The sequence below is a fragment of the Novosphingobium sp. FSW06-99 genome, assembly GCF_001519065.1.
Taxonomy (GTDB): domain Bacteria; phylum Pseudomonadota; class Alphaproteobacteria; order Sphingomonadales; family Sphingomonadaceae; genus Novosphingobium.
The window spans coordinates 211,086-231,513 of the sequence record NZ_KQ954258.1 but is presented as its reverse complement, the minus strand read 5'-3'; the positions used below and the strand labels follow the sequence as shown (position 1 = coordinate 231,513).

At 66.8% G+C, this 20,428-nt stretch carries 15 protein-coding genes; 6 read left to right on the top strand and 9 right to left on the bottom strand.

Annotated elements, in window-relative coordinates; translation table 11 throughout:
• The first annotated feature begins 107 nt into the window (after positions 1–107).
• Entirely contained in the window at positions 108–521 is a 414-nt protein-coding gene (locus AQZ49_RS14935) for a DUF1761 domain-containing protein (RefSeq protein ID WP_197411062.1), read from the top strand.
• A 6-nt stretch (positions 522–527) separates the two neighbouring features.
• Here the strand turns inward: AQZ49_RS14935 and AQZ49_RS14930 are convergent, their stop codons facing one another.
• The 4 genes from AQZ49_RS14930 to AQZ49_RS14915 are packed head-to-tail and all read right to left on the bottom strand — an operon-like array spanning position 528 to position 5,609.
• Positions 528–1,292 carry a M23 family metallopeptidase gene (locus AQZ49_RS14930; protein WP_067617101.1) on the bottom strand — a complete coding sequence of 255 codons (765 nt, stop codon included), beginning with the start codon at positions 1,290–1,292 and terminating at the stop codon, positions 528–530.
• Positions 1,289–2,569 carry a serine--tRNA ligase gene (gene serS, locus AQZ49_RS14925; protein WP_067617098.1) on the bottom strand — a complete coding sequence of 427 codons (1,281 nt, stop codon included), beginning with the start codon at positions 2,567–2,569 and terminating at the stop codon, positions 1,289–1,291. The genes AQZ49_RS14930 and serS overlap by 4 nt, the downstream gene beginning before the upstream one ends.
• A gap of 35 nt (positions 2,570–2,604) precedes the next feature.
• Positions 2,605–4,179: an ATP-binding cassette domain-containing protein gene (locus tag AQZ49_RS22930; protein ID WP_067617095.1), complete on the bottom strand. Its 1,575-nt coding sequence runs from the start codon at positions 4,177–4,179 to the stop codon at positions 2,605–2,607.
• Positions 4,176–5,609 carry an ATP-binding cassette domain-containing protein gene (locus AQZ49_RS14915; RefSeq protein ID WP_231739251.1) on the bottom strand — a complete coding sequence of 478 codons (1,434 nt, stop codon included), beginning with the start codon at positions 5,607–5,609 and terminating at the stop codon, positions 4,176–4,178. The genes AQZ49_RS22930 and AQZ49_RS14915 overlap by 4 nt, the downstream gene beginning before the upstream one ends.
• Before the next feature lie 325 nt (positions 5,610–5,934).
• On the opposite strand from AQZ49_RS14915, the gene AQZ49_RS14910 reads away from it, so the two are divergent.
• Genes AQZ49_RS14910 through cydX form a run of 3 tightly spaced genes read left to right on the top strand, consistent with a single transcriptional unit; the run spans position 5,935 to position 8,801 of the window.
• Positions 5,935–7,512, top strand: a complete 1,578-nt coding sequence (locus AQZ49_RS14910; RefSeq protein ID WP_067617092.1) for a cytochrome ubiquinol oxidase subunit I — start codon at positions 5,935–5,937, stop codon at positions 7,510–7,512.
• Positions 7,513–7,526: 14 nt separating this feature from the next.
• Positions 7,527–8,675, top strand: coding sequence for a cytochrome d ubiquinol oxidase subunit II (cydB, locus tag AQZ49_RS14905; RefSeq protein WP_067617089.1), 1,149 nt, complete (start codon positions 7,527–7,529; stop codon positions 8,673–8,675).
• A 15-nt stretch (positions 8,676–8,690) separates the two neighbouring features.
• On the top strand, positions 8,691–8,801 hold the full coding sequence (cydX, locus tag AQZ49_RS21910) for a cytochrome bd-I oxidase subunit CydX (protein WP_082701806.1): 111 nt from the start codon (positions 8,691–8,693) through the stop codon (positions 8,799–8,801).
• 332 nt (positions 8,802–9,133) lie between these two features.
• Here the strand turns inward: cydX and AQZ49_RS14900 are convergent, their stop codons facing one another.
• The 5 genes from AQZ49_RS14900 to AQZ49_RS14880 form a co-directional block, all read right to left on the bottom strand.
• Positions 9,134–10,693 carry a tryptophan halogenase family protein gene (locus AQZ49_RS14900; protein ID WP_067617086.1) on the bottom strand — a complete coding sequence of 520 codons (1,560 nt, stop codon included), beginning with the start codon at positions 10,691–10,693 and terminating at the stop codon, positions 9,134–9,136.
• Positions 10,690–11,409: a SapC family protein gene (locus AQZ49_RS14895; RefSeq protein ID WP_067617083.1), complete on the bottom strand. Its 720-nt coding sequence runs from the start codon at positions 11,407–11,409 to the stop codon at positions 10,690–10,692. Before AQZ49_RS14895 ends, AQZ49_RS14900 begins: the two co-directional genes overlap by 4 nt.
• The gene (locus AQZ49_RS14890; RefSeq protein WP_067617080.1) at positions 11,406–12,461 is read right to left on the bottom strand and encodes a cupin-like domain-containing protein; all 1,056 of its coding nucleotides are present in this window, start codon (positions 12,459–12,461) and stop codon (positions 11,406–11,408) included. Before AQZ49_RS14890 ends, AQZ49_RS14895 begins: the two co-directional genes overlap by 4 nt.
• Positions 12,462–12,524: 63 nt before the next feature.
• Positions 12,525–15,473 (bottom strand): TonB-dependent receptor, encoded by a 2,949-nt coding sequence (locus AQZ49_RS14885; RefSeq protein ID WP_067617077.1) that lies wholly within the window; start codon positions 15,471–15,473, stop codon positions 12,525–12,527.
• A gap of 69 nt (positions 15,474–15,542) precedes the next feature.
• A complete protein-coding gene (locus AQZ49_RS14880) occupies positions 15,543–17,975 on the bottom strand; it encodes a glycoside hydrolase family 3 protein (protein WP_067617074.1) in 2,433 nt (810 codons plus the stop codon).
• Between the two features lie 162 nt (positions 17,976–18,137).
• On the opposite strand from AQZ49_RS14880, the gene AQZ49_RS14875 reads away from it, so the two are divergent.
• Together AQZ49_RS14875 and AQZ49_RS14870 are read left to right on the top strand one after the other, a co-directional pair.
• Positions 18,138–19,181, top strand: coding sequence for a LacI family DNA-binding transcriptional regulator (locus tag AQZ49_RS14875; protein ID WP_067617071.1), 1,044 nt, complete (start codon positions 18,138–18,140; stop codon positions 19,179–19,181).
• On the top strand, positions 19,178–20,404 hold the full coding sequence (locus tag AQZ49_RS14870) for an MFS transporter (protein ID WP_067617068.1): 1,227 nt from the start codon (positions 19,178–19,180) through the stop codon (positions 20,402–20,404). The genes AQZ49_RS14875 and AQZ49_RS14870 overlap by 4 nt, the downstream gene beginning before the upstream one ends.
• Positions 20,405–20,428 lie beyond the last annotated feature (24 nt).

Here is a 20,428-nt window from a genome sequence, read left to right as displayed (position 1 = left end):
CCCTTTTTTCGCGCCGCGTCACCTTGAGTCGGTTTGCCAAGCCAGAGCCCGTCCTCTATGCTTAATTTTCGCCATTTTCGCGATATGGCGCAAAAGGATAGAACCTGATGGGTCCGGTTAACTGGTTGGCGGTGCTGGTTGCGGCACTGGTGGCGCTGGGGGTGTCGCTGGTGTGGAACGGGCGCCTGTTTGGCCGGGCCCGGCTGGAAGAGCTAGGCCCCGGCGGGCTGGGCCAGCGAGTCGCGCCGTGGCGCACGCTGGCGCTGACGTTCTTGCTGTTGGTGCTGTCATCGACGATGATCGGGCACATGTTCGCGCGCGTCGGCGGGGCCACGCTGGCGGTGAAACCGTGGCTCTATTTCATGATGTCGGGCGGGCTGGCGGGGGCCTTCGTGATCCCGGCGATGTGGATCAACTATCTGAACTTGCGCATCAGCCTGCGGTTGGCGCTGATCGATGCGGGGCAGTGGCTGGTGGCCTATCTGTCGATGGGGCTGACGTTTTTCCTGTTGGGCGGGTGATCCCGATCACAGCCGGACAGGCAGTGCGGGCACCGGGTTTTGCGGCACGTTGTCGTGACGCAGTTCGAAATGCAGCGTGGGCTTTTTCGCCTCTCCGCTGGCGCCGATGCGCGCGATCACGCTGCCGCGCTGCACCGTTTCCCCGGTCTTGACCGCGACTTTGCCAAGATAGGCATAGGCGGTGGCCCAGCCGTCGCCGTGGTCGATCACGATCAACTGGCCGAACCGTTCGGGCTCGGTCCCGGCAAAGATCACTTTGCCGGCCGCTGCTGCGCGCACGGTCATGCCCGCAAACGCGGCCAGATCGATGCCGTTGTCGGGCTGGCCATGGACGGTGGCGGCAAACCGCGTGACCACTGCGCCCGATGTCGGCCAGATCAGGTGCGGGGTGGTCAGATCGGCATGATGGACGGGCGCGGGTTGCGGCACCGGGCGTTCGGGCGGGGCGGGCCGGACCACCGGCGCGGGGCGCGGCGGCGTTGGCGGGCGGCGCACGGGGCGTGGCGTGCGTGCCGTCCGCGCCGGCATGCCGTTGGGATCGGGGCGTTTGAGCACAGTGCCGGGCACCAGCGGCGTGTCCAGGCTGATCGCGTTGGCACGGGCCAGATCGCCGGGCGACAGCGCCATGCGCGCGGCGATCGAGGCCAGTGTGTCGCCGGGGCGGACCGTGTAAGTCCAGGCCACGATCGGCGCCGTGGCGGGCAGCGCAGGCTGCGCCAGCGCGCCCGCAGCAAGCGCGATCAGCGCCGGCCAGACCCGGCTGCGCCTCACGTGTGCGGAACGAGCCGGGTCAAGCCGCCCATATAGGGCGCCAGCGCGGGGGGCACGTCTACCGAGCCGTCGGCCTGCTGGTAATTTTCCAGCACCGCGACCAGCGTGCGGCCGACCGCCAGGCCCGATCCATTGAGCGTGTGGACGAATTCGGTGCCCTTGGCGCCCTCTGGCCGGAACCGCGCGTTCATGCGCCGTGCCTGGAAATCGCCGCAGTTCGAACACGACGAGATCTCGCGATAGGCCTGCTGACCCGGCAGCCAGACTTCGAGATCATAGGTCTTTTGCGCGGTAAAGCCCATGTCGCCGCTGCACAGCAGCACTTTGCGATAGGCCAGGCCAAGCGCCTGCAACACCGCTTCTGCGCATTGGGTCATGCGTTCGTGTTCGGCGGCGGAGTCTGCGGGGCGGGTGATCGACACCAGCTCGACCTTTTCGAACTGGTGCTGGCGGATGAACCCGCGCGTGTCGCGCCCCGCCGCGCCCGCTTCTGAACGGAAACAGGGGGTCAGCGCGGTCATCCGCAAGGGCAGTGCCGCCTCGGTCAGGATCTGTTCGCGCACCGAATTGGTCAGGCTGACTTCGGCGGTGGGGATCAGCCAGCGCCCGTCGGTGGTCTGGAACAGGTCTTCGGCGAATTTCGGCAATTGGCCGGTGCCGAACGCGGCCTCGTCGCGCACCAGCAGCGGGGTGATGCATTCGGTATAACCATGCGGGCCGACCTGCATGTCGAGCATGAACTGCGCCAGCGCGCGGTGCAACCGCGCCATCTGCCCGCGCAGAAAGGTGAACCGTGCGCCCGACAGCGCCGCGCCGGTTTCGAAATCGAGACCCAGCGCGGGCCCGATATCGGCATGTTCGCGCGGGGTGAAGGTGAACGCGGGCGGGGTGCCCCAGCGCAGCACTTCGACATTGTCGGCCTCGTCGGCGCCCTCGGGCACTTCGAGTACGGGGATATTGGGCAGCGCGGCGAGCAGCGCGTTGAGATCGGCGGTCAGGTGCCGTTCGTCCTCTTCGAGCGCGGGCAGCGTGTCCTTCAGCGCGGCGACTTCGGCCTTCAGCGCATCGGCGGTGGCATGATCGCCCTTGCCCATCGCTGCGCCGATCGCTTTCGAGGCTTCGTTGCGGCGGGCCTGCGCCTCCTGCATGCGGGTCAGCAAGTCGCGCCGGGCGACATCGCGCGCCACGATGTCGGCGGCTGCCGGGGCCAGCCCGCGCCGGGCGAGGCCCGCGTCAAAGGCTTCGGGATTGTCGCGGATCTGTCGAATGTCGTGCATGATATGCCAGCCTATGCCCGCGCACGCGCCCGCTTTCAACCCGCCGCAGGCAGGCGCAGCGTTTCGTGCGCCAGCACCGCCAGCGCCGGGCGGTGGCTGACCAGGATCAGCCCCTGCCCGGTGGCGGCCAGCACTTCGCTCAGCCGGATGACCAGCAACGCCTCGGTCGCGGCATCAAGCCCTTCGCTCGGTTCATCGAGCACCAGCCAGGGACACGGCGCCAGCAACGCGCGCGCCAGTGCCAGCCGTCGCCGCTGTCCGCCCGACAGCCGCGCGCCATCGCCGCTCAGCCATTGGTCCAGCCCATCGGGCAAAGCGCGGACATCGTCATCCAGACAGGCGCAGTGCAGCGCCTGCCACATCGCCGCCGCATCGATGCCGGGCCGTGCCAGCCGCAAGTTGTCGGCCACGGTCCCGGCGATCAGCGGGGTATCCTGCGCGCACAACGCAAACACCGGGCGCAGCGTGGCCAGCCCGAGCGTGCGCGGATCATGGCCATCGACGCGCAAGTGCTGCGGGGCGTCGCCGCGCAGGCCGACCAGCGTTTCGATCAGCCGGGTCTTGCCGGTGCCCGATGCGCCGGTCAGCGCCAGACGGGTGCCTGGCGCATACATGTGGCCATCGATCGCGATTGGCGGATTGGCGGCGATCGCGGTCACGGCGCGCGGGGCATGATCGCCCAGCGCGGTCAGCCGCGCCTGCGCCTGCACGATACGGTGCCGGGCAAAGTCGGTCTGCACCAGCCCGCCCCAGATTTCCAACGCCGCGCTTGCCCCCAACAGGCCGAGCGCCAGCGGCGGCAGCGCCACCGGTGCCAGCCAGACCATCGCGGCGAGAGTCAGCCCGGTCATCATCGCCTGCGCCGCCAGCATCGCGCCTTCGGCCCGCGCCAGCGCGATCATCGCGGCATCGCGCGGCGCAGCCGCGGCGGCAAAGGCGGTAGCCATCGGCCCGGCCAGATCATAGATCGCGATATCGGCGGCAGGCCCGGCCATTTCGGCATAGTCGGCCTGCATCGCCGCCTGCGCCGCCGCCGCGCGGGCCTGCGCCGCCGGCAGCAGCCGCGCCGCCATCGCGCGCAGCACCAGCCGCATCACCACCAGCGCCACCGCCATCACCAGCGCCGCAGGCCAACCCAGCATCAGCGCCCCGGCCAATCCCGCGCCCGCGCCCGCCAGCGCGCCGGTGTGGCCAATGCGGCGGATCACCGCGTCTTCCAGCACATCGACATCGTGGCCCAGACTGTGCGCGATCAGCCCGCTGCGGCCCGGCTCGCGCCCATGGAGCGCGGCGCGTGCCACTTGCACGAACACCGCGGTGCGCAGATCGGCCAGTGCGAACAGCGCGCCACGATGGCCCAGCAGGCGCTCGCCATGGCGCGCCAGCGTGCGCACGATTGCCGCCGCGCGCACGGTGGCGCTGGGCAACAGGTAATTGAACGCCTGCACTGCGGCCACGCCCGACACCCCGGCGACGCCCGCTCCGGCAAGAAACCAGCCCGATACCGCCAGCAGCACCACCGCTGCCAGCGCGGCGCACATGGCGCAGACCATCGCCAGCCGCAGGCTGCGGCGCTGTGCGCGCAAGGGCTCGATCAGCAAGGGGATCATGCGACGGGGGTGACCGACCGGGCCAGCGCGACCAGATCGGCGTCGTGCGTGGCCGCCACGATCAGGTGCCGCGTGGCAAGATCGGCCAGCAGCGCGCGCACGGCCTGTGCCGTGGCGGCATCAAGGTCGGCGGTCGGTTCGTCGAGCACCAGCACCGCGCGCCCGGACAGCACCGCGCGTGCCAGCCCGATCCGCCGCCGTTCGCCGCCCGACAGGCCCGCGCCCTTGTGGTCGATCGCGCAATCGAGCCCGCCGCGCGCATCCAGCAAGGGCCCCAGCCCAAGTTGATCGAGGCAGGCGCGCATCGCGGTATCACCGGCCCCGCCATGCGCCAGATTGCTGCGCAAGGTTCCGGGCAACAGCGCGACCTGCTGCCCGGCCCAGCCGATCGCATGGTTGGCGCTGCCCGGCGCAAACGGCGCCTCATCGGCCATGATCGTGCCGCTTTCGAGCGGAATCTGGCCGATCAGCGCGCGCAGCAGCGATGTCTTGCCACCACCGGTCGGCCCGGTCACCACATGGAGCCCGGCGCCGTGCCAGTCCCAGCCCAGCGGGCCGATCAGCGTGCCGTCGGCATGGCGCACCACCACCGCGCGCCCGCTCCAGCGTGTGGGCGCCGGGGCGGGCGGGGGCAGTACGGGCATGCGCGCGGCGGCCTGCGCCATGGCCGCCAGCGCGGCTTCGCCCTGTTGGCGTTCGTGATAGGCGCCGGCCAGACGGCGCAGGCCGAGATAGAATTCGGGTGCCAGCGCCAGCACATAGAACGCGCGCGGCAAAGTCAGGTGCCGGCCCAGGTGAAACGGCAACAGCCCGAGCAGCGCAAACCCGCACCACACCGCGACCAGCGCGACCGCCAGCGCGGCCATGAATTCCAGCACCGCCGAAGACACGAACGCCACCGTCAGCACCGCCATGGTGCGCCGCGCCACCGCCTGTGCCGCCTCGCCCAGATGGCGCGCCACGCGCTGTTCGGCGCCAAACAGCAGGATCGTCGGCAAAGTGCCGAGCCGGTCGACAAACAGCCCCGACAGCCGCGCCAGCGCGCGATGCTGTGCCTCGGCCCGGCGCGCGGCCGCGCCGCCCGCCACGATCATCCCCAGCACGAACGGCACCAGCGTGGCCAGCATGATCGCCGCCGCGACCGGGCTGGCCGGCGCGGCGGCCAGCGCGATCAGCAGCGGCGAGACACCGGCCGCCATGCGCAAGGGCAGGAACCGCGCGATATGCCCCTCGGTCGCGGCGATCGCATCGACCGCCAGATGCATGTCTTCACCCACCAGCGCGCCGCGCATCAGGCGACTGGGCAGCAGGCGCGGCAGCAGATCCTGGCGCAAGCGGCGGTGCACGGCGGCGGCGGCGATGGCGCCGCGCGCGCGGGCGGCGCCCTGTGCCGCGCCGCGCCACAGCGCCCCGCCGACAATCAGCACCATTCCTGCATGAACAGTTTGATACGTATCAATGTTTCGCGCTATGATGAGGCCTAGCCCGCCAGCGAACACAATGGCCCCGATACTGTCCGCGCTCCACCACAGCGACGCGCGCAAATCGGGCCGCACCATGCGGGACCACATGGCTGTACCGGTCATACGGATGAAGACATAAGGTTTCGCGGCATAGCTTTGATATCGGCCCCGGCACAATGCCGGACTGAATGCGCTCCTAGACCATCGGGCAGAAAAGCAGGCAACGGTTTTTCGGCGAACACAGCGATGATCCGGGCAGCACGGTTTCGCAAAGGCAAAGGGATCCCACCCAATGGATATGGCTGTCGTAGAACTGTCGCGGCTGCAATTTGCGCTGACCGCGATGTATCATTTCCTGTTCGTGCCGCTGACGCTGGGCCTGTCGTTCATGCTGGTGATCATGGAGAGCATCTATGTCATCACCGGTCGGCCGATCTGGCGGGTGATCACCCGGTTCTGGGGGCGCCTGTTCGGAATCAATTTCGTGCTCGGCGTGGCCACCGGGCTGACCATGGAATTCGAGTTCGGCACCAACTGGGCCTATTACGCGCACTATGTCGGCGATATTTTCGGGGCGCCGCTGGCGATCGAAGGGCTGATGGCGTTTTTCCTCGAAGCGACGATGGTCGGGCTGATGTTCTTTGGCTGGGACAAGCTCAGCCGGGTGCAGCATCTGGGGGTCACGTTCCTGACCGCGCTCGGCACCAATCTGTCGGCGCTGTGGATCCTGATCGCCAACGGCTGGATGCAGAACCCGGTGGGGGCGGTGTTCAACCCCGAAACGATGCGGATGGAAGTCACCGATTTCAAGGCGGTGCTGTTCAATCCGGTGGCACAGGCGAAATTCGTCCATACCGTCAGCGCGGGTTACGTTTGCGCGGCGACGTTCGTGGTGGGGGTCTCGGCCTGGTACTTGCTGCAGGGCAAATGGACCAATGTCGCGCGCCGCTCGATGATGGTTGCGGCTGCCTTCGGTCTGGCCTCGTCGCTGTCGGTGGTCGTGCTGGGCGATGAAAGCGGTTATACGCTGACCGACAACCAGAAGATGAAACTCGCCGCGATCGAGGCGATGTGGCAGACCGAGCCGGCACCCGCCGGGCTGACCGTGTTCGGCCTGCCCGATGTGGCGACGCGCCAGACCCGCTTTGCGATTCGTGTGCCCTATGTGCTGGGCCTGATCGCCACGCGCAGCCTGTCGGGCCAGGTGACCGGGATCGACGATCTTGTGCTTAAGGCTGATGAGCGTATCCGCCACGGCATCGTCGCCTATGACGCGGTCGAAAAGCTGAAGGTCAACCGGTTCGATCCGGCGGCGCGCGCCACGTTCGAACGCTATAAGGACGATATCGGCTTTGCGCTGCTGCTCAAACGCTATGTCGCCGATCCCCGCCAGGCCAGCAATGACCAGATCCTGCATGCGGCCGCCGATACGGTGCCCAATGTGCCGGTGGTGTTCTGGTTGTTCCGTGTCATGGCCGGGTTCGGGTTTGCGCTGATCGCGTTCTTTGCCACCGCGTTCTGGCTGGCCTCCACCCATCGCCTGTCTACCCGCTGGTTCCTGCGGCTGGCGCTGGTGGCGATGCCGCTGCCGTGGCTGGCGATCGAAGCGGGCTGGATGCTGGCCGAAATCGGACGCCAGCCCTGGGCGGTCGACGGGGTCTTGCCGACCTTCCTCGGCGCCTCGTCGCTGACCGTGCCGCAAGTGTGGACGACGATCATCGGTTTCACTGCGCTCTATGGCGCGCTGGCGGTGATCGAGGTGCGGCTGATGCTGGCCTCGATCGGCAAAGGGCCGATCGAACACGCGCACGACCACGATGTCCACGGCCACGATTCCGTCGACGGGCTTGCCCCGTTGCCGGCCGAATAAGGGAGTATCGCAGCATGACTGTCCCGCTCGATTATGAAACCCTGCGCCTGATCTGGTGGGCGCTGGTGGGGGTGCTGCTGATCGGCTTTGCGCTGCTCGACGGCTATGACCTTGGCGTTGCCGCGCTGTTGCCGTTTGTCGCGCATAGTGATGACGAACGGCGCCAGACCATCAACACCGTGGCCGCGCAATGGGAAGGGCACCAAGTCTGGCTGATCCTGGGTGCCGGCGCGATCTTCGCCGCCTGGCCATTTGTCTATGCGGTCAGCTTTTCGGGGTTTTACCTGGCGATGTTTCTGGTGCTGGCGGCGCTGATCGTGCGCCCGGTGTCGTTCAAGTACCGCTCCAAACGGCCCGATCCGCGCTGGCGCGCACGGTGGGACTGGGCGCTGTTTGTCAGCGGATTTGTCCCCTCGCTGGTGTTCGGTGTGGCGGTGGGCAATGTGCTGGTGGGCGCGCCGTTCGCGTTCGACAGCGATCTGCGGATGACCTACCACGGCTCGCTGCTCGGGCTGTTCACGCCGTTCACGCTGCTGACCGGGCTGTTGTCGGTGGCGATGATCGCGCTGCACGGCGCGGGCTGGCTGTCGGTCAAGGCCGAAGAGGGCCCGGTACTGGCGCGTGCGCGCACGATCGGGCGGATTGCGGCGATTGCCAGTCTGGTGCTGTTTGCGCTGGGCGGCGTGATGGTGGCCAAGGCGGGTATCGGCATGCGGTTGGTCAGCGCGGTCGATGTGGCCGGGCCGTCGAACCCGCTCGATTCGACCAGCGTGGCGGCGCCGGGCGCGTGGCTCGACAATTTCGCCGCGCACCCCTGGATGCTGATCGCGCCACTGGCCGGGTTTGTCGGGCCATTGCTGGCGCTGGCCGGGATTGCGACGCGGCGCGGGGGGGCAACCTTTGCCGGAACCGCGCTGGCGACAGTCGGGATCATCGCCACGGTCGGTTTGTCGATGTTCCCCTATATCCTGCCCAGCACGATCGATCCGCGATCGAGCCTGACGGTATGGAACGCCTCGTCCAGTCAGTTGACGCTGTTCAACATGCTGGTGGTGACGGTGCTGCTGCTGCCGATCGTGGTGGGTTACACCGCCTGGGTGTTCCGCGTGCTGGCCGGGCGCATCACGCTGGCCGAAGTGCGCACCAATCCTGACTTTTATTGATCGAAAGGGCCGGCAATGTGGTATTTTACATGGGTTCTGGGCCTGGGGTTTGCCGTGGCCTTCGGGGTGATCAACGGGCTGTGGCACGAATTCAACTCGCCGATCGACGACGACCCGGCGCTTTAGGGTCTTTCTGACATAGATTGAGGCACCGTGATTGCCCTGAGAAGCTCCTTGGGGAGAAGCAGCACGCAGCGCGGGCTGGTTGCCCCGTGAAAGTGCTGCGACGCTGCCAAGGGGCTTCTCAGGGCAACCCCTTCGGGGCGGGCCGCTTTTGGCCCATTGCTACGTCGAGATGGCTTGAGCCAAAGGCCAGCGCAGCTAAATATTCCCGATATTCCTGCGCCATCCCTCCAGACAAGGAACGCTTTGCGTTCCGCAAAGCTAGGGGCACTGGGCCAAAATCGGCTCCGTCACGGTGCCTCAATCTATGTCAGAAAGACCCTAACCCGCGCCGCTCAGATCGCCTTCAGGCCATAGCGCGCGATCGTCTGCAGGGTTTCGCGATTGGGGCGCAACGTGGTCGCCAGGCCATCGGCCATCCGCGCGCAGGCCGCCACGCGCTCGGCCACCAGCGCGTCGGTGGCGCCATCGAGGCGCGGCGGCGGCGCGCTCCATGCGCCCATGCCATAAAGGACATATTGATAGCTGGCCGCCGGGAACAGTTCCTCGCGGTGCGCGAAATCGACCGGGGCGGGGCACTGGTGGTGCCATGCGGCCAGCGCCTCGGCCAGCGAGGCGGGGATTGAGGCGGCGCGGCGGTTGTCGCGCCAGAAATCCGAACCCTCACGGCGATTGAGGACATAATGCAGTTTCAGGAAATCGATGATCCGCGCCCAGCGGTATTCGAAACAGGCGTTGTATTGCCGTGCGGCGCGCGCCAGCCCGTCGCGCGTGGCCGGCAGCACATCGCCGATCATGCGCGCGCCCATCTCGATCAGCGCGATCGCGGTCGCCTCCATCGGTTCGATGAAACCGGCCGACAGCCCGACCGCGATGCAATTGCCCTGCCAGAACCGCTGGCGATGGCCGGGCTCGAACGCAATTCGGCGATAGGTCAGCGCATCGGCATCGCCGCCTGCCGCGCGCACATAGGCGTGCAGCGCCGCCAGCGCATCGTCGTCGGACTGATGCGCATCGGAATAAACATGGCCAAGCCCCCGGCGCGACTGCAGGCCGATATCCCAGATCCATCCTGCCGCCTGCGCGGTGGCATTGGTGGTGGACGCGATCGGCGCATCGGGGGCGGGATAGGGCAATTGGGTGGTCCATGCGCGATTGGCGAACAGCACGTCGCGGCAACTGGTGAACGGCACCTGGCAATGCCCCGCAATCAACCGGGCGGCCAGGCCCGAGCAATCGATGAACAGATCGCCCGCAAACCGCCGCCCGTCTGTGGCGATCAGTGCGGCGATATCGCCATCGGGCCGTGCCTCGACCGAGGCGATCGCGGCGTCATGGTGTTCGACGCCCAGCCGGGTGGTGACATGGCGCGCCAGCATCTGCGCAAATTTGCCCGCGTCGAAGTGATAGGCATAGCTGACCGCGCCTGCATATTCGGGATGGGTCATCGCCTTTGGCGCCAGCCCGGCGCCGCACGCCGCGCTCTGGAACGACAGCGCATCGGCAAACGTGCGACCCTGATGCGGCTGACCCATCCACCGGGTCAGCGCATCGCCGTCAAGCACCGGCAGCGTGAAGGGATGCAGATAGGCGTCCTGCGGCGCACCATCGACCCATCCGACAAAGCGCGAACCCTGCTTGAAACCGGCATCGCAAGTGCGCAGGAATTCGGTTTCCGACAGGCCGATCTGCCGCAGCGTTTCGCGGATCGACGGCCAGGTGCCTTCGCCCACGCCGATCGTGCCCAGCGCGACCGATTCGACCAGCGCGATCTGCAAGCCATCGTCGCCGCGCTGCCGATAGCGCGCGGCGATCAGCCCGGCGGTGATCCACCCGGCAGTGCCGCCGCCCAGAATGACGATGCGGCGGATGCGCGAATCTGGCGTGCCGGTCATTGCGCGCCTTCGAGCAGGCGCTTGTTCTTGCGCGCGATCAGCGCCTGCATCTGCACCAGCGAGGCGATCTGGTACCATGCCAGTTCCAGATAGCCGCGCGCATGCAGATCGCCCAGCGCGCTGTCGCGCAATTGGCGCAGGCCATCGGCGCGGATCGCATAGAGCCCGTCGAGCGTGGCGCTGGTGCCGTCGATAAAGCCCACTTCCACCCGCACCGGCTCGATCAGGTCGAGCGCTTCAAGATGGGCGGCATAAGCATGGGCGACTTTGCTGCCGCTGCGCAAGGCGTCGATCATCGCCGCGATCCGGGTCAGATAGGCCGATGGCTCGCCATTTTCGAGAAACAGAATCTCGCCCTCGCTGTCCGAAACGCGCGGGCTGGCCGGATCGATCGCCAGCGCCGGGCCCGCCGAAACCTCGTCCGGCACCAGTGTGAACGGCTGGGTCAGGCGTTGCAGCGGGACATAGGCGGCATCCCAGGTCTCGCCGTGGAGAAACAGGTTCTCGTGGGTGGCAAAGCCGAGCACGGCGCAGGGCTCGAACTGGCCGGTGCGGCCATTCTTGCGCAGGAACAGCGGGTACGTCGCCAGCAGCGAGCCGAATTCGGCCGGGACCACCCCGACCACCCCCACATTGTCGCCAAACCGGTCGCCCGGCGTGGTGATCACGCGGGTGCGGGCGTGGGCGGCGGGGGACAGGATAACAGGTGCGGTCATGGCAGTTTTCCTTGCAGGCCCTGGATCAGAAATGTCCGCAACGCCTGCGCCTTGTCGGGGGTCAGCGTGCCGAACATGCCGCGCGCGGCCTCGGGCAGATGGTCCTGACCCTGATGTTCGGGCTGAAACACCAGCAGATCGAACAGCGCGCGCCAGCGCTGGCGTTCCGCATCGGGCAGCGACTTGATGCTGAGCAATGCATGCAACAGCGTGTTGAACGGGTTTTCGAAATAGCCCGGCGTGGTCTTCCACCAGAAATTGATCAGCGCATTGACCGGATCGAGCGCCTCGACCCCGTGCAGCCACAAGGCGGGCAAATAGATCGCATCGCCCGGTTCCAGCTCTGCCACCTGACACTGTGCCAGCGCCGCGCGATAGCGGGGAAAGCGGTCGAAATCGGGCGCGGCGGTATCGACCAGGCTGACCGGCTGGCCCGCCGGGGTCAGATCGATCGGGCCGAGATAGAGATCGGCCACGCATTGCATCGGAAACAGCGTGAAGCGGCGCCGACCGGCGACCACCACGGCCAGATTTTCGGCCTGATCATAATGCACCGCCACGCGCGTGCGATTGCCGATCCACAGCGATTGCAGCACGTTTTCGGCATGGATGAACCCGTCGAGCCGATGGCTGCGCGCCATCTCGGGCGCGATCACCGGCAAGGGCAGCGATCCGGCATAGAGCGCGTCGGGCGCTTCACATGGCGCCAGCGCGCACAGATCGTCGAGCAGGCGATTGAGCCGGGTCTGCTGACGTGTGAAATTGAACCCGTCGAGCCCGTCGGTGTAATGGAGGCGCCCGCCGGTTGCCGGTGGCGCGCGAAAGGCCTGGATCGGGGCGCCCGAATAGAGCGGGCGCAGGCATGCGGCAAAGGCCTCGGGGCCTTGCCGTCCGGCCTGTACGCCCGGCCAGGATGCGGCCACGCCTTTCAGGATGGCGGGCCGTTGCAGCGGGCGGATATCGGTGCAGAACCGGTCTGCGGTAACGTCGTGATATGCCTCTACCGGTTGCGGGGCAGGGGGGGCGGGCGGGGTCTTGTTGATCGAATGCATGTCTCTGCCGCTCGTCCGCCGTGGCGCGGGCCTGCCCTGGAGGCAGGCCCGCGCCGTGGTCGATCAGAACTTCGCGCGCACGCCGAATTGCAGGCGCGGTGCCCCCTTGTAGTACCCCAGGAACTGATCCTCGAACCGGCCATATTGGCGGACCGAGGCCCCTGTCATGTTGGTCGCATCGATAAACACGACGAAGGCTTTGCTCAACTCATAGCTGATGCTGCCGTCAAGCTGGCCATAGGCCGCCGTGTTGACCGGTTCGTTGGCGCCCTGCGACTGGCTGAGCCCCGCCAGATAGGCGCTGCGCCAAGTGTAGGCGAGGCGACCCTGGAAGCCGAACTTTTCGAAGATGCCGACGATGTTGTACGATTTCGACAGACCGGGAACCGCGAACTGCGTACCGATTTCCAGCGGATTGAAGTGCACGTTGCTCCACGGCAGCGACACGTTGGCCTGAATGCCGAACCCGCTCTGGCCGAACATGTGCTGGCCCGACATTTCGATGCCCCACACGTTCACCGCGTTGGCATTGGTCGGCTGGGTGATTTCCCAGATGACGGCCGGATCGTTCGGCTGGCCAATGAACGCGGTCTGGCCGGTGTCGGCTTCCATCTGCGCAAACACCGCCGATGGCACCGGGGTGACGCCCTTGGCCTGCAGCTCGGCGACCGCCTGTTGTTCGATCGCACCCGCGCCGGGGTCGGTGATCGGTTTGCCATTGGCGCCGTTGATGGTGCCCGGGGTGGTCGTTTCGGTCAGGAAATTGCTGACCCGCTTGAAGAAGGCGTTGAACGAGATGTAGCTGTCACGCTTGTAATACCATTCCGAGCTGAAATCGAAATTCTGCGAGGAATAGGGCAACAGGCCCGGATTGCCTTCGGTTGCGGTGCGCGCGCCCGGCTTTGGCGTGGTGGACACCGACGTGGTGCCGATCAACTGCGTCAGATCGGACCGCGTGATGGTCTTGCTGTACGATGCACGCAGCTTGAAGTTGCTGGTGACATCGAGGTTGAGATCGACGTTGGGCAGGAATTCGTTGTAGCTCGACCCCACATTGCTGAACGCGGCGTTGTTGGCAAAGTTGGTCGAATATTCGGTCGGGTTTTCCCAGGTGATGCCGGTCGGCACTTGCTGCAGGCTGTTGGCGACCACGCTGGTGTGTTCAAACCGCCCGCCGACGAAGGCGCGCAGCACTTTGTCGCCGATATCCCACTGCAGGTGCGCCTCGACATAGCCGGCATAGGTCTTTTCATCGATGCGGTCATCGCTGAGCGGGGTGCTGGGCAGGACATAGGCATTGCCCGGATATTGCCCGGCAAAGGCATTGGCCACCTGGGCCGGGTTGAACGTGTAGAAATAGGGCACCTGCTGCTGGCAGCCGCCGCCCGACACGCCCTGCAGGATGCTGCACGTGCTGATCTTGGTGAAGGCCGAGGGCGGCAACACGCCGTCGTTCGACGAGGCATAGAATCCGTCGTTGAGCGTGCCGCTGCTGTAGGCGGCGGCGCGGGTCTGGAAATTCTTGTACTGGAACCCGGCCTCGACGCTGCGGAACCAGCTGTCGGACTGGTTGGTCCAGCGGCCGCGCATGCGCCATTCGTCGATCTGGTTGCGATAGATGTTGTTGTTCACCTGCGAAAACAGCGGTGTAACCGTCGAGGTGTTCATGTTGCCCGACGTATAGGGCGCCTGATAGGTCCAGTTGACCAGTGGGATCACCGTGCCGGTGCCGTTGAACGTCTTGGTCAGCGACAGGGCGGGGTCCTGGCCGACGATGGCAAAATCGTTGTCACCGGCCGCGCCGCCGCCGCTGTTGGCGATCGAATGGTGGCCATCGACTTCAAACTCGAACGCCGCCGAGGGCTTCCACTTGAGGTTGACCCCGGTCGAACCCATCGTGTCCTTGATCTGGTCGTCGAACGCGTCATAGGCCAGATCGTTGCCGACCGCGGTGAAGTTGTTGAGCGTGCCGTCGGGCGAAATCGTGCCGTTGTAAAGGCTTGCCCCATAACCGTACCATGCGCTGTATTCGCTGCGCTGCATGTGATCCTTGTACAGCGCATAAGTATAATCGGTGGTGATCACCAGGGTGTCGGTGGGCTTGAACTGGATCACCGCCTGGCCGTTGACGCGGGTGCGATGGTGGGTGTCGATGCCCCATTGCATCGATTGCGGTTCATAGTTGTGCGTGCCGGTGGTCTGGTTGCTGGTCACGCCCGCAGGCAGCGCGCCCATGCCGTTTTGCGGGGTGGGCACCTGATCTTCCAGCCAGCCGCCGACAAAGGCGAATTCCTGGTTGCTGTCGCGTTCGGAATAGGACCCGTTCAGCATCACGCCGATCTTGCCGTCGGCAAACACGTCGGACACCATGCCCGACACTTCTGGCGTGATCTTGGTGCCGCTGCGCCACGACGTGTCGTCGGTGCCCTTGATCTGGAACGCCGCCTTGAACCCGTTGTAATCGAACGGCCGCGCGGTGGTCACATCGACCGTCGCGCCGATCCCGCCGCTGGGCAGATCGGCCCGGCCGGTCTTCGACACCGACACGCCCGAGATCGCATCGGCGGATAGTTCCTCGAAATTGAACGACCGGCTGGCGGATTCCTGGTTGCCCAGGATGATCCCCGGCATCGAACGGCCGTTGAGCGTGATCAGGTTGTATTCGGGGCCGAACCCGCGCACGGTGATCTTCGACCCTTCGTTGTTGTCGCGGTCGATGGTCACGCCGGGAATGCGCTGGATCGCCTCGGCCAGGTTGGTGTCGGGGAACTTGCCGATATCAGACGCGGTGATCGCATCGACGATCCCGTCGGCGCGCTTCTTGATCGCTTCGGCATCGGCCAGCGACCGGCGCAGGCCGGTCACGACGATCCCGGCGGTCGGGTCGATGCCGGTGTCGGCGGCCGCAGGCGCGGGCTGTGCCGGTTGGGCGGTTTGCGCGACCGCAGGTGCGGTGAACATCGCCACCGACAGTCCCAGGCACGACACCGCCGACTTCAATTCAAACTTCATATACCCCTCCCCGGTTGGTTTTGGCAGTCTTGACTAAATTTGTCGCGCCGATTGGGCGCGGGGCCCCCCTCAGAACGGGCCCGTACAGGCCCGATCGGTGTTGTTCTGGGTCAGCAGCGAGATGCTGGCGAAATCGATTTCCAGCCGCGCGCGCGATTGCAGACGCAGCCCGCTGAACGGCGCGGTGGCCAGACACGACACCGGAATGTCGATCGTGCGCCAGCCTTTGCCCGCCGCCAGCGCAAAGCTCGACGTCAGATCGACGGTGCGGTGACAGTCGGCGCAATCGGTGCCGAGCGTGACCGGGCCGACCGGCGCAGACGGCACCATCACGCGCAGGCGAACCTGGCCATGCGCGGGCCATTGTTCGGTCACCGACCAATGCAGCGTCAGATCGGCAGGACCGCTCCACACCACGCGCCGGGCGTCTTCCTGCGCGGTCAGGTCGAACGGCGTGACGCACAAGGCATTGCTGGTGCCGGCCCCGGCAAAGCGTGGCAGATCGCGCGATCCGGTGGCATCGGTGGCATTGGCGATCACCCCCTGGCGCAGGAACCGGTCGAACAGCACGGTCTGTCCCAGTGCCTCGGGCGCGATCAGGTCGCAGCTCTGTGCGGCGGTGCGCAAGGCGGGCGGACGGGCATAGGACCCGCCTTCGCCGATCGCGAACAAGGGGGCATCGCCGCTGCGGCACGATGCGGGCCAGGCGAACGCCAACGTGCCGGTGAAATCGTGCACCGGATGGCCTTGCGCATCGCCGACCAGCACATCGGCCAGCCCTTCGCCCTCGCTGCCGGGCAACCAGCCTGCGACAAAGGCATCGGCGTCGGCCATTTCACGCCCGGTCCACAGCGGGCGCCCGGACAGCAACACCGCCACGGTCGGGATATGCGCCGCGCGCAGCTTGCCGATCAGGCGCAGCCCTTCCTCGTCGCGAAAGGCCAGATCGGGCACGTCACCGGCATATTCGGCATAAGGTTTTTCGCCGAACACCACCACCGCGACATCGGGCCGGGTCTGGAAACTGCCATCGGGTGACAGCACCGCATCGCCCCCGCCCGCACGCGCCGCCGCCGCGATCCCGGCATAGACCGAGGTGGCGCCGGGGAAATCGGCATTGGTGAACTCGGTCCCGCCCTGCCAGTTGATTGTCCAGCCGCCCGACTGGCGGGCAATCGAATCCGCCGCGCTGCCGGCCACCAGAATGTGTGCGCCTGACCGGATCGGCAGGACGCCGTCGTTCTTGAGCAGCACCAGCGACCGGGCGACCGCTTCGCGCGCCAGGGTGCGGTGTTCGGCCGATCCCAGCAAGGCCCAATCACCCGCCAGCGCGCGGTGTGAAGGTTCCGGTTTGTCGAACAGGCCATAGCGCAGCTTGACCCGGAGGATCCGGCGCACTGCTTCGTCGAGCCGGGCCTGCGGGATCGTGCCATCATGCACTTCGCGCAGCAGTGCGGCATAGAGCGCGCGCCAGTCGTCGGGCACCATATAGATGTCGAGCCCGGCCAGCAGCGCCTGCGGACAATCGGCATTGGTGCATCCGGGCACCTGGCCGTGCGCGTTCCAGTCGCCCACCACCAGCCCGTCAAAACCCAGCCTGTCGCGCAGCAGTCCGGTCAGCAGGGCCTTGTTGCCGTGCATCTTCTGGCCGTTGATGCTGGAGAACGAGGCCATCACGGTCTGTCCACCAGCGGCGATCGTGGCGACATAGGGCGGCGCGTGCAGCGCGATCAACTGGTCGAGATCGCCGCGCGTGTCGCCTTCGTCCTTGCCGCCGGTACCGCCATCGCCGATGAAATGCTTGAGCGTGGCAAGCACGTGGCGCTGATCGAGAAACCCGTCGGTGCCTTTGTCGCCCTGCAAGCCGTCGACCATCGCGACGCCCATGCGCGATACCAGCGCCGGATCGGCGCCAAACGATTCATACGACCGGCCCCAGCGTACATCCTGCACCACCGCCAAAGTCGGCGCGAACGTCCAGTCGACCCCGGTGACGGCAATCTCGGCAGCGGTGGCTTCGCCGATGCGGCGCACCAGCGCGGTGTCGTGCGTGGCACCCAGCGCGATATTGTGCGGAAAGATCGTTGCCCCGCCGAGATGGCTGTGCCCGTGCACCGCATCGGTGGCCCACAGCGTCGGGATCACCGGTTCGCCATCGGGCAGGGGCGCGCGCGATGCGGCCCACATGGCATCGGCCAGCGCCAGCCAGGCCGCGGGTTTGGCCTTGATATCATGGCCCGGCCCGCTGTTGGCGCCGTTGAGATAGGACCCGAACCGATAGGCCTGCATGTCGGCGGGGGTGATCGAGGCAATGTCGGGCTGAATCAGTTGCGCGACTTTGTGCGGCAGCGACATATGCGCCAGCAGCGTGTCGATCCGCGCCTCGATCGCACGATCGGTGGTGTCTGGGGGGGTCGCCTGGGCCTGCACGCCGACCGGCGCGCCCAGTCCGGACGCGGCAATGCAGAGCAACAACCAGCAACGCAATTTGGCCCCAACCATCAACTCTTCCCTGTGGATGCACGATTCGTATCGTGTCGCGACCTCCCTTAGGCCGGTTTGTGAACGTTCACAATACCAAATTGTGATCGTTCACAAAACTGTTGTGAGCGATCACGCGTGCAGCCCCTCGTCAAGCGCGGGGCGAGCGGTTATGCAGGCCCCATGATCCGACGCAGCGGCGTGACAATCGAAGACGTGGCAGCAGCCGTCGGTGTTTCGCGCCAGACGGTGTCGCGCGTGATCAACGGCAGCCCCAATGTAAAACCGGCGGTGCGCGAACGCATCGATGCCGCGATCGAGGCGCTGGGCTATGTCCCCAACCTGAGCGCGCGGCGCATGGGCGGGGGCCGGTCCTATGTCGTGCTGGCGATCAACGACCGCGCGCGCACGATCGAAAACTGGCAGGCGCGGCGCGGCAACGACTATGTCGACCAGATGCTGTTTGGCGGCATGACCGCGTGCGAAGCGCAAGGCTGGCACCTGGTGTTCGAACTGGTCGATACCCTGGCGGTTCCGGCGCGGCGCGGGCTGGCCAATGCACTGGCGTCGCTGCGCCCCGACGGCGTGATCCTGACCCCGCCGCATTGCGACAATCCGGCGCTGGTCGATCTGCTGGCCGAACGGGGCATTCCCTGCGCACGCATCGGCCATCGCGACGGGGCCGACACGGTCGATGTCTATATGGATGAAACCGGCGCGGCGGCGGCGGCCACGCGTCATCTCGTTGCACTGGGCCACCGGCGCATCGCGTTTATCGCGGGCGCGGCCAATTATGGCGGGTCGGCCTTGCGCATCGCCGGCTATCGCGCGGCGCTGGCCGAGGCGGGGATCGCCGAGGATCTGGTTGGCGACGGCGATTTCCATTTCGAAACCGCCGAACGGGTGATCGGCGCCTTGCTGTCGGGCGATGCACCGCCGACCGCGGTGATTGCCGACAATGACGAAATGGCGTTTGCCGCCCTGCATATGGCCAGCGCCAGGGGCCTGCGCGTGCCCGAAGACCTGGCCGTGGTCAGTTTCGAGGATACCCCCGGCGTGCGCTTTGCGGTGCCGCCGCTGACCGCAATCCGTCAGCCGGTGGCCGAGATGATCGCGCATGCCTGCAATCGCCTGATCGCGATTGTCGAAGGCAAAGGCGGGCCGGGGCGCCACGAAATTCCGTTCGAACTGGTCTGCCGCGCCAGCACCGGCCGGGTCGGCGATTGAACCGATCGGCACGAACTGCCGGGCGGGGCGCCACGGTCTATGCGCTGGCCGCGTTCGGCGCGCATGTCGCCTATGCGCCGTTGCTGTCGTTGCTGGTGCCCCGGCGGATTGTTGCGCTGGCGCCCGATCGGGCGGCGGCGATCGCCTCGCTGGTGATGCTGGTGGGGGCGATCACCGCCAGTCTGGCGCATATCGGTGCCGGGCGGATCAGCGACCATTGGCGCCGGCGCCATGGCAACCGGCGCGTGCCGATCGCGCTGGGCCTGGTGCTCACCGTGCTGGCGCTGGCGGCGCTTGGGTGTGCGCACACGATCGCGGCGGTGGCGGCGGGTGTGGTGGTGTTTCAGGCCGTGCTCAACCTGATGTTCGCTCCCATCGGCGCGGTGCTGGTCGATCATTTCGCCGATCATGCCAAAGGCCGGGTGGCCGCGCTGATCCATCTGGCGATGCCGCTGGCGGCACTGGGGACGGGGGCCGTGGCGCTGCTGTTTCCGCATGACGGGGCGACGCCGTTCGTGGCGGTGGCGGTGCTGGTGGGTCTCAGCGTCACGCCGCTGGTGGCGATCTGGCCGTTTGGGCGCGCGGGGCCGCTGCCCGCGCGGGGCAATTTCCCGGTGCGCGACAACACCGTCGCGCCGGCTTGGGCGGATTGGGCGCGGGTCGGTCTGGCGCGATTGCTGATGCAAAGCGGCGCTGCGTTCATGATGACCTATTTCTATCTGTTCCTGGTGCGCCATCCGGGGCGTGCGGGGATCGTGCCGGGGCAGGCGGTCGATCCGGTCTATGGTCGGCTGGTGCTGGCAACCACCGTGGCGGTGCTGATCGTGACGGTCTGTGCCGGGCATTGGTCGGATCGGCGCGGGCGACGGCGCGCGCCGATGATGCTGGCCGCGCTGGCGGCGGCGGCGGCGCTGGGGCTGGTGCAAATTGGCAGCGGCTGGGTGCTGCTGGCCGGCTATGGCCTATTCCAGGTCGGCCTGATCGCCTATCTGGCGCTCGATACCGCGCTGGTTGCGCAATTGCTGGGTGATTCGGGACGTCCGGGAGAGATGCTGGGCTATCTCAATCTTGCCAACACCGTGCCGTCGATTCTGGTGCCTTCGCTGGTCCTGGTGCTGTCGCGCAGTTCGGCCGAGGCGATCTGGACGCCGGGATTTGTGGGCACGGCAATTGCCTGCCTGGTTGCGGCAGGATTGGTGGGGCGAATTCGTGCGGTGGCCTGAAAGCGCTTGACGGACCGGGTCGAT